This is a genomic window from Rhodovulum strictum, from assembly GCF_009649175.1.
In the GTDB taxonomy this organism is placed as follows: Bacteria; Pseudomonadota; Alphaproteobacteria; order Rhodobacterales; family Rhodobacteraceae; genus Rhodovulum; species Rhodovulum strictum.
Genome location: NZ_WJPO01000010.1, coordinates 22,310 through 35,406, shown reverse-complemented (window position 1 = coordinate 35,406; position 13,097 = coordinate 22,310). Strand labels below are relative to the sequence as shown.

Sequence of the window (13,097 nt, the reverse complement as noted above, 5' to 3'; positions counted from 1 at the left end):
CCGGAGGACCGAACCCATGGTCAACGCATTTTTCGGAAACTTCGATCTTGCCAGTCTGTCCATCTGGTCATTCTGGCTGTTCTTCGCGGGGCTGGTGTTCTACCTCCAGCGCGCGAACATGCACGAGGGCTATCCGCTCGAGGACGAGATGGGCAAGCCCGCGCCGAACCAGGGCATGTTCTGGGTGCCCGAGAAGAAGACCTTCAAGCTGCCGCATGGCCAGGGCGAAATGACCGTGCCCAACCTGCTGACCGATCCGCGCAACAAGGATCTGCCGCTGAAGAAGATGACCAAGAACAACGGTTATCCGCTGGAACCGACCGGCGATCCCATGGTGGACGGCGTCGGCCCGGCCTCGTGGTGTGCCCGCAAGGACGAGCCGGAACTGGACGGCCGCGGCCATCCCAAGATCCAGCCGATGGCGGCGCTTGGCGGCTTCAAGGTGTCGGGCGGTCGCGATCCGCGCGGCATGACCGTCGTGGCCGGTGACGGCGAGGCGGTCGGCAAGGTCGTCGACATGTGGATCGACGAGCCCGAGCAGCTTGTGCGCTATCTCGAGGTCGAACTGGACGCTGCCCATGGTGGCGGGCGCCGGCTGATCCCGATGCAGGTTGCCAATATCAGCTGGTTCAAGCCCGAAGTGGGCGTGCGCCTGATCTATGGCAAGCACTTCGCCGGCGTGCCGACGATCAAGTCGCCCAAAAAGGTGACCAAGCTCGAGGAAGAAAAGATCTGCGGCTACTATGCCGGCGGCACGCTCTATGCCGACCCGGCGCGGCAGGAACCGCAACTCTAATCCCGAGGAGCGACCGGACGCATGTCCCACGACGATTTCGACGTCGAGCCCATCAAGGGCCTGCCCGAGCTTCCGCCGGAGGGTGAACACATCCTCTGGCAGGGGTCACCCGACTGGTGGGTTCTGGCCCGCGAAAGCCTCGCGCTTTACTGGGTCGGCGGGTATTTCGTCGTGCTGTTCCTCTGGCGTGTGATCGTCGCCACCGAGACGATGTCTCTGGCCCAGGCGGCGGTCGCATCATCGTTCTTCCTGGTCCTCGGGGCCGTGGTCTGTGCCCTGCTCATGATCACGGCCTTCGTCCAGGCCAAGGCGACGGTCTATACCGTGACGAACCGTCGTGTCGCGCTGCGGATCGGCGCTGCGCTCACGATGACGCTGAACCTGCCCTATACCTGGATCGGCAATGCCAATCTGGATCTCAGGAAATCGGGCAACGGCACCATCGCCTTCGAACTGATGGGAACGACCAGATTCTCCTATCTCTTGTGCTGGCCCCATGTCCGCCCCTGGCGGATGGCCCGCACGGAGCCCGCGTTCCGCTGCATCCCTGACGCGGCGAAGGTCGCCCGGATCATCGCCGACGCGGCGGAAACGCGGGTTTCCGAACCCAGGCTCGCGCGCGTTCCCGATGACGACGCGCTGGCAGCGGAGTAAGAAATGGCCACCACCGACCCCCAGAAGCGCCCCCGCAAGACCGACGGGATGGAAAAGATCCCTACGATCATGATCAAGGCCATGTTCGGCATGGTCCTGCTGGCGCTGGCGCTGGTGACCTGGGCCCGGGTGACGGACAAGCCGCTTTCGGCCTTGCCCGATCACAACGCGCCGATTGCCATCGAGCGTCAGATCGTGATCGAAGGCAGCAACTCGGGTCGGGCCACCGTCTATGACACCGAGGGAAACATCATACGCGAGTTCGGTCCCCTGGAGGGGGGGTTCATCTCGGGTATCTGGCGGGTGCTGAGACATGAGCGCGGCAAGATCGACGCGCCGGTTGATGCCCCTGTCCGGCTCGTCCGCTATGAAAGCGGGCGTCTGTCTCTGTACGACGACCTGACGGGTTGGCGTGCGGAACTGATCGGCTTTGGTGCCGATAACGCGGCAGCTTTCGCGCGGCTGCTGGACTGACCGGGAGGATTGGGAACATGTGTCCTCCCACAAAAAACAGGGAACCGCAAAATGGGAATCTTCACCCGAGAAAAGGAGACCGCGCCCTGCACGGTTGAGGTCTCGCACAAGTTCGAAAGCCTTCACGCGCATGTGCGCTTCAACAACGGGGCCGTCGTCCACCCGGGCGACGAGGTACTGGTGCATGGCCCCGAGATCATGGCCCCCTATGGCGAGGTCGTGACCGAGGATCGCATCGCCACCATCACCCGCGCCTCGAGCGTCGAACGGTTCTGGACGCGGCTGACCGGCGATCTGGAAGTCATGGAACTCTGCGAGTTCTCCTTTTCCGAGGAGGCCACGCTGTGAACGTCCATACCGCCGATGCCACCACCGTCGAAGAGGGCCTGGCGATTCAGGAGGCCCAGGCCGTTCTCGACAGCGAAAGCGCAACCGCGGTCGCGATGCAGGACACCCTGCTGACGCCCCGCTTCTACACCACCGATTTCGACGAGCTTGATGCGATCGACGTCACCCCCGTCCGCAAGGATTGGGACCAGCTCATCGCCGAGATGAAGGCCGACCCGAACAAGGGCCATTTCCGCAAGGACGAGAACTGGGATCATGTCGACTGGGACGGCATGGATCCGGAATTGCGCAAGGAATTCATCGACTTCCTGATAAGTTCCTGCACCGCCGAATTCTCGGGCTGCGTGCTCTACAAGGAGATGAAGCGGCGCGGCAACAACCCCGACATCACGGAACTGTTCCAATTGATGGCGCGGGACGAAGCGCGGCATGCGGGTTTCATCAACGATGCGCTGCGCGAGGCCAATATCGCGGTCAATCTGGGTTTCCTGACCCAGATGAAGAAATACACCTATTTCCGGCCGAAATTCATCTATTACGCCACCTACCTGTCGGAAAAGATCGGCTACGCCCGCTACATCACGATCTATCGCCATCTCGAGGCGCATCCCGACAAGCGGTTCCACCCGATCTTCAAGTGGTTCCGCGAATGGTGCAATGACGAGTTCCGCCATGGCGAAGCCTTCGCGCTGCTGATGAAGACCGACCCGAAACTGACCTCGGGCGTCAATGTGTGGTGGATCAAGTTCTTCCTGACCGCCGTCTATGCCACGATGCATGTGCGCGACCACCAGCGCCCGGCCTTTCACAAGGCGCTGGACGTCGATACCGACTGGTACGGGCATGAGGTGTTCCGCAAGACCTCGGAACTCAGCAAGCAGATCTTCCCGATCACGCTGGACATAGACCACCCGCGCTGGATGCCCGGGCTCAGGGCGCTTCAGTCGGCCTCTGCGCAGATCGACCGCGGCAAGCGGGCAGGGGGGCTGGGCGGCAGGCTGACGCAATGGGCGGGCAGCGCGAAAGCGGCCTGGGCCTTTGCGATGCTGTTCACGATCCCGGCCAAACGCCATCAGGTGCCCGCCAGCACCAGACTGGAGCCTGTCTATTGATCGCATCGGCGTGGTTCGCGGCGCTCGCGGCGCTTTTCATCTGGTGGTTCTCCACCGGGGCGATCCTTGTTGTCGTGCGCCGTGCCGAGCATCGCGGCCGCCTTGCGCATCTGCGCGCCACGATCATGGCCCTGCCCCTTCTGGGGGGCGGGGTCTGGCTTTACGAACTGACGCGGCACATGGAAAGTGTGGCGGCGTCCTATGTGGCATTCCTTGCCGCGCTGGCGATCTGGGGCTGGGTCGAGCTTGCCTTTCTGACCGGGGTCATCACCGGGCCGAACACCACGCATTGCCATGATGCCGCGCGTGGCTGGGAACGCTTCATGCGGGCCTATGGCACCATCGCCTATCACGAGACGCTGCTGGTCGTGATCCTGTTCGTGATGCTTGTTACCAGCCACGATTCGCCGAATGCGGTCGGTCTGTGGACCTTTATCGTGCTGTTCTTTGCGCGCATCTCGGCCAAGCTGAACCTCTTTCTGGGCGTGCCCAAGATCAATGTCGAATTCCTGCCCTCGCCGCTGGCGCATCTGCCCAGCCATTTCCGGATCTCGCGGCTGAACTGGCTGTTTCCCTTCTCGGTCTCGTTCCTGACCTTTGCGGTCTATTGCTGGATCGAACGGTTGATGTCGGTTTCCGCCCCGCATGAAATCGTCGGCTTCGCGCTGTTGTCCGCCATCACGGCGCTGGCCTTGCTCGAACACTGGCTGATGGTGCTGCCCCTGCCCGACGAAAAGCTCTGGCGCTGGATGCTGCCCGCCCGCAAGGACACGCCCGAGAAAGCCGAGATCCAGCACAAGGATCTGCGCGGCATCTGACGCCGCCGCCTTTCAAGGCCGCGCGCACTCTCCCCATGGAGTTTCCGCCCTGCGCCATGCTAGCCTGGGTTGCTGCCTGCGACAGAGGCAGCGGGCCGGCCCTTGCGCCCCGGCCCCCGACACACCGAAAGGAGAGCCGTTTCGTGCCCGATCCCAAGCCCCCGCTTCTTGCCGTGCTGATCGACGCCGACAACATCCCCGCCCGCTATGCCGAGCCGATCCTCAAGGAAATCACCTCGTTCGGCGAACCGGCCCTGCGCCGGGTCTATGGCGACTGGTCGTCTGATCGGCTGAAACCCTGGGCCGAAAAGGTGCTGGCGCTGGGGTTGCTGGCGCATCAGGAAACCGCGAATACCAAGGGCAAGAACGCCAGCGACATCGGGCTGGTGATCGACGCGATGGACATCCTGCATTCGGGCCGCTTTGACGGATTCGTGCTGGTTTCGTCCGATAGCGATTTCACGCGGCTGGCCAGCCGGATCCGCGAACAGGGGCTTGACGTCATCGGCATTGGCGAGGCCAAGGCGCCGGTCAGCCTGCGCAATGTCTGCAACCGCTTCGTGCTGATCGAGAACATCATCGAAGAGCCCGTCCCCGCCCAGAAGGGCAAGACCCCGGCCGAGCCTGTCGGCAAGCGGCCGCCGAAAGAGGCGATCGACCTGATCATCCGGGCGATGGACAAGATCGAGCAGGAGGACGAGTGGTACACGCTGGGCCAGCTTGGCCAGTACATCACCGCCGACAATCCCGATTTCGACACCCGGACCTATGGCAAGCGCAAGCTGTCCGACCTCGTGCACGAGTTGAAGCGGTTCGAGACGCGCAAGGTCGGCAACCAGATGCAGGTGCGCCGCGTGGATTAGCTGCCGATCCCGTAGCGCGCCATGAAGGTCGCCACCGCCCCCTCGATCACCCGGGCGATTTCCTCGGGGGCAAAGTTGTCGTCGATCCGCAAGAGATGGCGCAGGTAAAGATCGGCCTTGCACAATTCGGTGAACTGGTCGGCGGCCAGGGCGGCATCGGGGATCGACACCTCGCCCTGCCCATCGGCCCGCGCAAGAAAGGCCGCCAGTTCGTCATGCAGCCGCCGCGGACCCGACCGGTAGAACGCCGCGCCCAGTTCCGGAAAGCGGTCGGATTCGGCCACGCAAACCCGGAACACCGCCTGATTGAACTCGCACAGGAACGAGGCGACCATATGCCCCGCGGCCTGTCTCAGTACCTCGGCCACCGGCGCGTCCATGTCGATCTGGTCCAGCGCGGCCAGGGTCTGACGGTCGCATTCCTGCTGGAAAACCTCGATGAACAGCAGCCGCTTGTCCGGGAAATAGCTGTAAAGCGTGGCCTTGGACACGCCTGCCGCGCGGGCGATGTCGTCCACGCTTGCGCCCTCGAAGCCGTCGCGCAGAAAGATGTCCCGGGCGCCTTCCAGCACCTGGTCGAACTTGCGTCCCTTCCTGATCGTCGCGGGATTGGCGGTCATCCGGCGTTCCGTTCTACCGATGGGGTAGTCTAAACCGAACGGTTCACCCCGGGCAACCCGGACCCTGGCGGCAAATGCGACAGGACCGCACCGGCCCGCCCGCGCCGCACCCCCGGGACCATTCCCAATCCCGCCGCCGCGTGCTAACCGCGCCTGATGCTGGCGATCTTTCTTCAGACCCTGCCCTTCTTCGCGCTGATCGGCCTTGGCTACGGGGCCGGGCGGACCGGGTTCTTCACGCCCGAGGCGACCGCCTGGCTGACGAAATTCGTCTTCTATTTCGCGCTGTCGGCGATGATCTTCCGTTTCGCCGCCAACCTGCCCGCAACCGAGCTCTTCGATCCCGCCTTCATCGCCGCCTATCTGACCGGCACCATGGCGGTCTATCTGCTGGCCACCGCCATCGCCCTGATCCGCCGCCGCGGCGTTGCCGAGGCCGCGGTCGAGGCGCAATGCGCTGCCATCGGCAACACGGGGTTCCTGGGCCTGCCGATGCTGGCGCTGTTGCTGGGCGAGGCATCGGTGGGGCCGGTGATGATGGTGCTGGCGGTCGATCTGATCGTGTTCTCCAGCCTGATCGTCATTCTGGTGACCGCCTCGCGCGAGGGCCGCGTTTCCCCCGCGATCCTGGGCAATGTCGCGCTGGGGCTGGTCAAGAACCCGATGATCGTGTCGATCGTGCTGGGGCTTGCCTGGTCGGTCCTGCAATTGCCGCTGCCCGAACCGGCGGCGATGTTCCTGGTGCTTCTGGGCGCCGCCGCCACGCCCGGCGCGCTGTTTGCCATCGGCGCCTCGCTTGCCAGCCGGTCGGCGGAGCGGCTGGCGGTGGCGGGCTGGCTGTCCATTGCCAAGCTGATCCTGCACCCTGCCGCGGTGGCCTTTGCCGCGCTGGTGCTGTTCGATGTCCGGCCCTATGCCGCTGGCGTGATGATCGCGGCCGCCGCATTGCCGGTGGCGGGCAATGTCTACATGCTGGCCCAGCATTACGGTGTTGCGCCGCAGCGGGTTTCGGCCTCAATCCTGATCTCGACCGCGGCCTCGATCCTGACCATTCCCGCCGTGATCGCGCTGATCGCCACGCTCTGAGCTTGCCCGGAGGGCGCGGGCGCGCTACCCCATAGCCGGGTCAGCGAGGGAGAGCGCCATGGACACCCTATCCGAGAACAGATGCTTCGGCGGCCGGCAGGGCGTCTATCGCCACGCCTCGGACGCCTGCAAATGCGACATGACCTTCGGCCTGTTCCTGCCCGCCGAGGCCGAGGACGGCCCCGTGCCGCTGCTGTGGTATCTCTCGGGCCTGACCTGCACGCATGAGAACGCCATGGTCAAGGCCGGTGCCCAGCAATGGGCCGCCGAGCATGGCATCGCGCTGGTCTTTCCCGACACCTCGCCGAGGGGCGCGGATGTGGCCGATCACGAGATGTACAATCTGGGCCAGGGCGCGGGCTTCTATGTCAACGCCACCCAGGCCCCCTGGTCCGCCAATTTCCGCATGTGGGACTACATCGCCGAGGAATTGCCGCGGGTGCTGTTCAACGGCTTCGCGCTGGACGAGGAACGCCAGGCGATCACCGGCCATTCCATGGGCGGGCATGGGGCGCTGACCATCGCGATGGCCTATCCCGGCCGCTTCGCCTCGGTCTCGGCCTTTGCGCCGATCACCCACCCCAGCCAGTCGGATTGGGCCAAGAAGCCGATCCACGCCTATCTGGGCGAGGGCAATGTGGACTGGACCCGCCACGATGCCTGCCTGTCGCTGCGCGCCAACGGCTTTGCGGGGCCGATGCTGATCGACCAGGGCACCGGCGATCAGTTCATCGATTCGCTGATGCCCGAGGCGCTGGCCGCGGCGATCACCGAAACCCGCCATCCCGCGATCTTCCGGATGCAGGGCGGGTACGATCACAGCTATTTCTTCGTCTCCACCTTCATGGAGGATCACGTCGCCTTTCACGCCGAGGCGCTGTACCGGTGAGCCGCGTCCTCGTCGACGCCGATGCCTGCCCGGTCAAGGCCGAGGCGCTGCGCGTCGTCGAACGCCACGGCGCCCCGGTCCTTTATGTGGCGAATGGCGGGCTCAGGCCCGTCGATCACCCGCTCGCGCGCATGGTCTATGTGGCCCAGGGCCCTGACGAGGCCGACAAGTGGATCGCGGATCAGGCGGGGCCGGGCGATGTGGTGGTGACGGCGGACCTGCCGCTTGCCGCGAAATGCGTGGCCGCCGGGGCGGCGGTCCTGAACCATAATGGCGAGGCGTTCACCCCGGCCAATATCGGCGAACGTCTGGCCACCCGCGACCTGATGGCCGATCTGCGCGCCGCCGACCCGTTCCGCCAGGGCAGCGGCCGGGGCTTTGCCAAGGCTGATCGCACGCGCTTTCTCGACGCGCTGGAACGCGCCTTGCGCGCTGCCCGTCCCGCTGCGGGCGCGTCGCATGGCCGGGATTCTAAGGGCTGACCGGGGAGGGGGACCATGCCAGAGATCATCGGGTTTGCCGAAGGCGAAGCCTGCCTGAACTGGGCGGAGCTTTGTGCCGCGCTGGAGCGTGGCCACAGCCTGCCGCGCGCGGAGATTGCCGACAGTTTCCTCTATCGCGGTCCCGACACGCTGTTGAACCGCGCCGCCTGGATCGACGGGCTGGGGCTGGCGGTGAAATCCGCGACGATCTTTCCGGCCAATCCCGCGCGCGACAAGTCCGCGGTCAATGGCGGCGTCTGCCTTTATTCCGACCGCGACGGCACGCTGGAGGCCATCGTCGATTTCCACCTCGTCACCAAGTGGAAGACAGCGGGCGACAGCCTGCTGGCCGCCACCCGCCTTGCCCGTCCCGACAGCCGCGAGATCCTGATCGTCGGCGCGGGCACGGTGGCGCACGCGCTTTACGAAGCCTATGCCAGCGCCTTTCCGCAGGCGCGCTTCACCGTCTGGAACCGTTCGGCCGTGGGGGCAGAGCGGCTTGCCATGAGCTTCCCGCGCATCGCGGTTGCGCGCGATCTGGAAAGCGCGGTGCGCGCGGCCGATATCGTGACCTCGGCCACCATGGCGACCCAGCCGCTGATCCGCGGCGCATGGCTGCGCCCGGGCCAGCATCTCGACCTGATCGGCGCCTTCCGCCCCGACATGCGCGAGGCCGACGATGCCGCCCTGCAACGGGCGCGCATCTTCGTCGACAGCCGCGAGACCACGCTGGGCCATATCGGCGAGTTGAAGATCCCGCTGGCCTCGGGCGCCATCGCCGAAACCGATATCGTGGCGGATTTCTACGACCTGCCGGGCGGGCAATTCGCGCGGCGCTCGGCGGACGAGATCACGCTGTTCAAGAATGGCGGCGGCGCGCATCTGGACCTGATGACCTGCGCCCATATCCTCGACGCCTGGCGCGGGCGGGGCTGAGCGGCCATTTTCGGCCAGCATGCCATGCCCGGCCTGCGTGATCCGAATGCCTTTCGGGCGCTTCTGAATGAGAGGTGGCGATAGGGTTACAGGACTTTCTGAAGTACCTTCAGAAATTCGGTAACGGTGGCCGAATTCACGCCGAGCAGGTGGACCGCGCCGGAAACCACCCCCACTTTCACGGTCCATGCCGTCAGGGTCGCGGAATCTTCGGCGAGACGTTCCTTGTATTTCGGCCAGATGATGCGCCCGGCCAGTTTGCTCTCGGCCGCCGCCGCGCGGGCATGGGCTGCGTCCAGTTCGTCGGCCAGCCGGGCCACCTGTTCCTCCAGCTCGGCAAGGCGGGTTTCGAGGGCGCGTCTGTCCGGCAGGTCCTCGGCCGGGGCGGCGGGCAGCGCACTGGAAAACCCGCGCAATGTCCGGGCGATGTCCTCGAACACCGCAAGCTCGTCCGGCAAATGGTTGGTGCCGGTCTCGTTCAGCCATGCCGTGATCGCAGCCTCGATCTGCGATGCAAGAGTGTCGGCCGCCACCCGACTGGCCGGGGCGGTGCGCAGCAGAAAGCCGAGATGCGCCCGCACCGCATCGCTCGGCACCCTTGCCGTGATCGGCGGATCAGCGTCGCGCATGGTCCCGCGGCGATCCCCCGGCGGCCAGCCATCGCCCACCTCGCGCAGATAGGCGAGTGTCTGGCGGGCGCAGTCCTTTTCATGCGCGATCTCGGAAAGCTCTTTCAGCCGCGGGTCGCGGTCGAGCGCCGGGATGCCGTGGAACCGGAGACGACCGATGTTCAGTCGATCAAAGGCAAGCAGCGGCCGCAGATCGCGCACACCTGTGTTGTCGATAGAGAGATCCTGCAACTCCGACAGCCCCGCGATCCCGGCGAGCCCCTCTTCGGTGATCGGGGTGTTATCGACGAAGAGCTGCCGCAAACTCGTCAGGCCCGCAAGGCTGCTCAGGCCCGCGTCGGTAATCGCGGTATCGGCAAGGAAAAGCACCTCCAACGTGGTCAGACCCCCGAGGGTTGAAAGCCCTTCGTCGGTGATCCCGGTTCCATCAAGGGAAATCCACTGCAATCCCGACAGACCCGTCAGTTGCCGGAGGCCCAAGTCTGTAATTGCCGTGTTCGAAAGAAAGATGCCCTGTAACCCGACAAGGCGCGAAAGGAAACGAACGCCCGCGTCGGTGATTGCGGTCTTGGAGAGGGTGAGCGATTGCAGTTGGGTCAGGCCTGTCAGGTGTCTCAGACCTGCATCGGTAACTGCGGTCCTGAAGAGTGAGAGATTTTCCAACCCCTTCAAACCTTCGATAGCGCCGAGGCCTTCGTCATTGATTGCTGTGTTGTCGAGCCAAAGTACCTGCAACCCCGAGAGGTCGGCGATTTCAGCGGGCAATTCCTCCAGCGCGCGGAATTTCTCGAAATCAAAGGAGAGCTCGTTCGCCCCCTCCTCCTTCGCCACCGCAATCGCCCGCTCCGCCGCGCGATAGGCGTCTTCCGCTGCACTCATGCCCTGCCTCCACCGATCTGCGCCAGCATGGCAAGGGTATCGGCGCGGGGCAAGCCGGGGCCGCCGCCGCGCGGGCGATCCCCCGTCGGCACCCCTCTGCGACGCTCCGGCCCGCAGCATTCTGCCGTGCTGCCCCTTTCCGCTGCCGCGTGCCCGGCCTAGAACCGCGCCATGGGACAGAGCTTGCGACATCACTACGAGACAAGGGTCGGCGCGGGCGAATTGCATGCCGATCCGGCGCAGATCGCGGCGCTGTCCCCGCTCGACCGGATCCGCGCCGCGCTGGAAAGCCCGCCGCCCCCGGTGCGGGGCGGTCTGTTCCGCAAGCCCCCGCCGCCCGAGCCGGTGCGCGGGCTCTATCTGTGGGGCGGCGTCGGGCGCGGCAAGTCGATGCTGATGGACCTGTTCCATGCCGGTGTCGCCATCGAGGGCAAGCGGCGGGTGCATTTCCATGCCTTCATGCAGCAGGTGCACAAGGGGTTGCACGCCGCGCGCAAGGCCGGGGCCGAGGATGCGCTGCGCCCCGTCGTGGCCGAGCAGTTCCGCGGGCTGCGGCTTCTGTGCCTCGACGAGATGCAGATCACCGACATTGCCGATGCGATGATCGTGGGGCGGCTGTTCGACCTGCTGTTCGCCCAGGGCGTCACGGTGGTGACGACCTCGAACCGGGTGCCGGGCGATCTCTACAAGGACGGCTTGCAGCGCGAGCGGTTCGTGCCCTTCATCCGGATGATCGAGGACAGGCTGGAGGTGATGCACCTCGCCTCGCCCACCGATTACCGGCAGAACCGGCTGACCGGTGCGGATGTCTATTTCACCCCCGCCGACCGTCTGGCGCGGCAGGCGCTGACGGCGATCTGGCAGGATCTGACCGACGGGGCGGGGGCGCCGCTGACGCTGCGGGTGCAGGGCCGCGAACTGGACCTGCCGCTGTTCCACAACGGGGTCGCGCGGGCGAGTTTCTGGGATCTCTGCGCCCGCCCGCTTGGTCCGGCCGATTACCTTGCCCTGGCCGAGACATTGCGCGTGCTGATCCTCGAGGACATCCCGCGGCTGAGTTCGGAAAACTACAACGAGGCGCGCCGCTTCGTGACGCTGGTGGACGCGCTTTACGAAGGCCGGGTGCGGCTGATCGCGTCGGCGGCGGCCCAGCCCGAGATGCTGTATCTCGAAGGGGCGGGGGCGTTCGAGTTCGAGCGCACGGCGAGCCGTTTGCGCGAGATGCAGGGCGCCGAATGGGGGCTGGGCGCCGCTCAGGAATTCTCCGCCAGCACCCGCCCGGCAAGGTAGAGCGAGCCGCAGATCAGGATCCGCGCGTTCGGCTGCGCCCCGGCGATCCGCGCCACGGCCTCGGCCACATCCCCGGCGGTCGTGGCGGGCAGACCCGCCGCAGCGGCGGCCGCGGCGGTGGTTTCGGCGGGCAGCGTCGCGGCCTCGCCGGGGATCGAGACGGCGGTCAGGCTGTCGGCCACGCCCGCCAGCGGCCGCATGAAGCCCGTCACATCCTTGGTGTTCAGCATCCCGCAGATCAGGTGCAACGGCCGCGGCGGCAGCCGCGTCACGGCCTCGGCCAGCGCGACGCCCGCGGCGGGGTTGTGCCCGCCATCGAGCCACAATTCCGCCCGCCCCGCCGCCGCGACCAGCGGGCCGTGGCGCAGGCGTTGCAGCCGGGCGGGCCAGTCGGCCTGTGTCAGAGCCGCCTCGCAGGCCTGTTCGCCCTGTCCCAGCGCACGCAGCGCGGCGATGGCCATGCCCGCATTCTGCACCTGATGCGCGCCGATCAGGCGGGGCAGGGGCAGGTCCAGAAGCCCGCGCTCGTCCTGGAACACCAGCCGCCCGCGTTCCTCCCAGACATGCCAGTGCTGGCCATGGGCGATCAGCGGCGCCCCCAGCCGGGCGGCCCGCGCCTCGATCACCTCCATCGCGGCATCCTCCTGCGGGCCGACCACACAGGGCACGCCGCGTTTCAGGATCCCGGCCTTTTCGGCGGCGATCTCGGGCAAGGTTTCGCCCAGATATTGCTGATGGTCGAGCGAGACCGGCGCGATCACCGTAAGCGCCGGCCGCTCGATCACATTGGTTGCATCCAGCCGCCCGCCAAGCCCCACTTCCAGCAGGCACCAGTCGGCCGGATCGCGTGCAAAGGCCAGCAGCGCGGCGCAGGTCGTGATCTCGAAATAGGTGATGGGCTGGCCGCCATTGGCGCGCTCGCATTCGTCCAGCACCGCGGCCAGCGCGTCCTCGGCGATCAGCCCGTCGGCCAGCCGGATGCGTTCGTGGAACCGCGCAAGATGAGGCGAGGTATACGCCTGCACCCGGCCCCCCGCGCCGGTCAGCCCCGCCCGGATCATCGCGAGGGTCGAGCCCTTGCCGTTTGTGCCCGCAACATGGATCAACGGGGCAAGCTGCCGTTCGGGATGGTCAAGCGCGGCCAGCAGCCGCAAAACCCGGTCCAACGTCAGGTCGATGATCTTGGGGTGCAACGCCATCATCCGCGCCAGAAGGGCGTCG

15 protein-coding genes are annotated in these 13,097 nt (G+C 66.0%); 12 read left to right on the top strand and 3 right to left on the bottom strand.

Annotated elements, in window-relative coordinates; translation table 11 throughout:
• The first annotated feature begins 16 nt into the window (after positions 1-16).
• The 7 genes from puhA to GH815_RS08300 all read left to right on the top strand — a co-directional run bounded on the left by puhA (position 17) and on the right by GH815_RS08300 (position 5,065).
• The gene (puhA, locus tag GH815_RS08330; protein ID WP_153748304.1) at positions 17-796 is read left to right on the top strand and encodes a photosynthetic reaction center subunit H; all 780 of its coding nucleotides are present in this window, start codon (positions 17-19) and stop codon (positions 794-796) included.
• A gap of 21 nt (positions 797-817) precedes the next feature.
• The gene (gene puhB, locus GH815_RS08325) at positions 818-1,450 is read left to right on the top strand and encodes a photosynthetic complex putative assembly protein PuhB (protein ID WP_153748303.1); all 633 of its coding nucleotides are present in this window, start codon (positions 818-820) and stop codon (positions 1,448-1,450) included.
• Positions 1,451-1,453: 3 nt separating this feature from the next.
• Positions 1,454-1,924 carry a photosynthetic complex assembly protein PuhC gene (gene puhC / locus GH815_RS08320; protein WP_153748302.1) on the top strand — a complete coding sequence of 157 codons (471 nt, stop codon included), beginning with the start codon at positions 1,454-1,456 and terminating at the stop codon, positions 1,922-1,924.
• Positions 1,925-1,975: 51 nt separating this feature from the next.
• Positions 1,976-2,272: a hypothetical protein gene (locus GH815_RS08315; protein WP_153748301.1), complete on the top strand. Its 297-nt coding sequence runs from the start codon at positions 1,976-1,978 to the stop codon at positions 2,270-2,272.
• A complete protein-coding gene (acsF, locus tag GH815_RS08310; RefSeq protein WP_343030733.1) occupies positions 2,269-3,384 on the top strand; it encodes a magnesium-protoporphyrin IX monomethyl ester (oxidative) cyclase in 1,116 nt (371 codons plus the stop codon). The genes GH815_RS08315 and acsF overlap by 4 nt, the downstream gene beginning before the upstream one ends.
• On the top strand, positions 3,381-4,202 hold the full coding sequence (gene puhE, locus GH815_RS08305; RefSeq protein ID WP_246176364.1) for a putative photosynthetic complex assembly protein PuhE: 822 nt from the start codon (positions 3,381-3,383) through the stop codon (positions 4,200-4,202). The genes acsF and puhE overlap by 4 nt, the downstream gene beginning before the upstream one ends.
• A 143-nt stretch (positions 4,203-4,345) precedes the next feature.
• Complete coding sequence (locus tag GH815_RS08300; RefSeq protein WP_343030732.1) at positions 4,346-5,065, top strand: NYN domain-containing protein; 720 nt, start codon at positions 4,346-4,348, stop codon at positions 5,063-5,065.
• On the opposite strand, the gene GH815_RS08295 is transcribed toward GH815_RS08300, so the two are convergent.
• On the bottom strand, positions 5,062-5,685 hold the full coding sequence (locus GH815_RS08295; protein ID WP_153748298.1) for a TetR/AcrR family transcriptional regulator: 624 nt from the start codon (positions 5,683-5,685) through the stop codon (positions 5,062-5,064). The two genes, GH815_RS08300 and GH815_RS08295, sit on opposite strands and share 4 nt — an antisense overlap.
• Before the next feature lie 156 nt (positions 5,686-5,841).
• Here GH815_RS08295 and GH815_RS08290 point away from each other — a divergent pair, with 156 nt between their 5' ends.
• Genes GH815_RS08290 through GH815_RS08275 form a run of 4 tightly spaced genes read left to right on the top strand, consistent with a single transcriptional unit; the run spans position 5,842 to position 9,078 of the window.
• Entirely contained in the window at positions 5,842-6,771 is a 930-nt protein-coding gene (locus tag GH815_RS08290) for an AEC family transporter (RefSeq protein ID WP_153748297.1), read from the top strand.
• A 58-nt stretch (positions 6,772-6,829) separates the two neighbouring features.
• The gene (gene fghA, locus GH815_RS08285) at positions 6,830-7,660 is read left to right on the top strand and encodes an S-formylglutathione hydrolase (RefSeq protein WP_153748296.1); all 831 of its coding nucleotides are present in this window, start codon (positions 6,830-6,832) and stop codon (positions 7,658-7,660) included.
• Entirely contained in the window at positions 7,657-8,142 is a 486-nt protein-coding gene (locus tag GH815_RS08280; RefSeq protein ID WP_343030731.1) for a YaiI/YqxD family protein, read from the top strand. The genes fghA and GH815_RS08280 overlap by 4 nt, the downstream gene beginning before the upstream one ends.
• 15 nt (positions 8,143-8,157) lie before the next feature.
• The gene (locus GH815_RS08275) at positions 8,158-9,078 is read left to right on the top strand and encodes an ornithine cyclodeaminase family protein (RefSeq protein ID WP_153748295.1); all 921 of its coding nucleotides are present in this window, start codon (positions 8,158-8,160) and stop codon (positions 9,076-9,078) included.
• A gap of 86 nt (positions 9,079-9,164) precedes the next feature.
• Here the strand turns inward: GH815_RS08275 and GH815_RS08270 are convergent, their stop codons facing one another.
• Positions 9,165-10,586: a leucine-rich repeat domain-containing protein gene (locus tag GH815_RS08270; RefSeq protein WP_170290321.1), complete on the bottom strand. Its 1,422-nt coding sequence runs from the start codon at positions 10,584-10,586 to the stop codon at positions 9,165-9,167.
• A gap of 171 nt (positions 10,587-10,757) precedes the next feature.
• Between GH815_RS08270 and zapE the strand changes: the two genes are divergently transcribed.
• Entirely contained in the window at positions 10,758-11,876 is a 1,119-nt protein-coding gene (gene zapE / locus GH815_RS08265; RefSeq protein WP_153748293.1) for a cell division protein ZapE, read from the top strand.
• Here the strand turns inward: zapE and GH815_RS08260 are convergent.
• On the bottom strand, positions 11,840-13,078 hold the full coding sequence (locus tag GH815_RS08260) for a bifunctional folylpolyglutamate synthase/dihydrofolate synthase (RefSeq protein WP_153748365.1): 1,239 nt from the start codon (positions 13,076-13,078) through the stop codon (positions 11,840-11,842). The genes zapE and GH815_RS08260 overlap by 37 nt on opposite strands.
• Positions 13,079-13,097: the final 19 nt, after the last annotated feature.

Excerpts from the sequence above, each read along its gene's own strand:
- GH815_RS08295 (WP_153748298.1), bottom strand. The coding sequence starts at position 5,685 with ATGACCGCCAATCCCGCGACGATCAGGAAGGGACGCAAGTTCGACCAG.
- GH815_RS08275 (WP_153748295.1), top strand. The coding sequence starts at position 8,158 with ATGCCAGAGATCATCGGGTTTGCCGAAGGCGAAGCCTGCCTGAACTGG.
- GH815_RS08260 (WP_153748365.1), bottom strand. The coding sequence starts at position 13,078 with ATGATGGCGTTGCACCCCAAGATCATCGACCTGACGTTGGACCGGGTT.
- puhC (WP_153748302.1), top strand. The coding sequence starts at position 1,454 with ATGGCCACCACCGACCCCCAGAAGCGCCCCCGCAAGACCGACGGGATG.
- GH815_RS08290 (WP_153748297.1), top strand. The coding sequence starts at position 5,842 with ATGCTGGCGATCTTTCTTCAGACCCTGCCCTTCTTCGCGCTGATCGGC.
- zapE (WP_153748293.1), top strand. The coding sequence starts at position 10,758 with ATGGGACAGAGCTTGCGACATCACTACGAGACAAGGGTCGGCGCGGGC.
- GH815_RS08315 (WP_153748301.1), top strand. The coding sequence starts at position 1,976 with ATGGGAATCTTCACCCGAGAAAAGGAGACCGCGCCCTGCACGGTTGAG.
- GH815_RS08270 (WP_170290321.1), bottom strand. The coding sequence starts at position 10,586 with ATGAGTGCAGCGGAAGACGCCTATCGCGCGGCGGAGCGGGCGATTGCG.
- fghA (WP_153748296.1), top strand. The coding sequence starts at position 6,830 with ATGGACACCCTATCCGAGAACAGATGCTTCGGCGGCCGGCAGGGCGTC.
- puhA (WP_153748304.1), top strand. The coding sequence starts at position 17 with ATGGTCAACGCATTTTTCGGAAACTTCGATCTTGCCAGTCTGTCCATC.
- puhB (WP_153748303.1), top strand. The coding sequence starts at position 818 with ATGTCCCACGACGATTTCGACGTCGAGCCCATCAAGGGCCTGCCCGAG.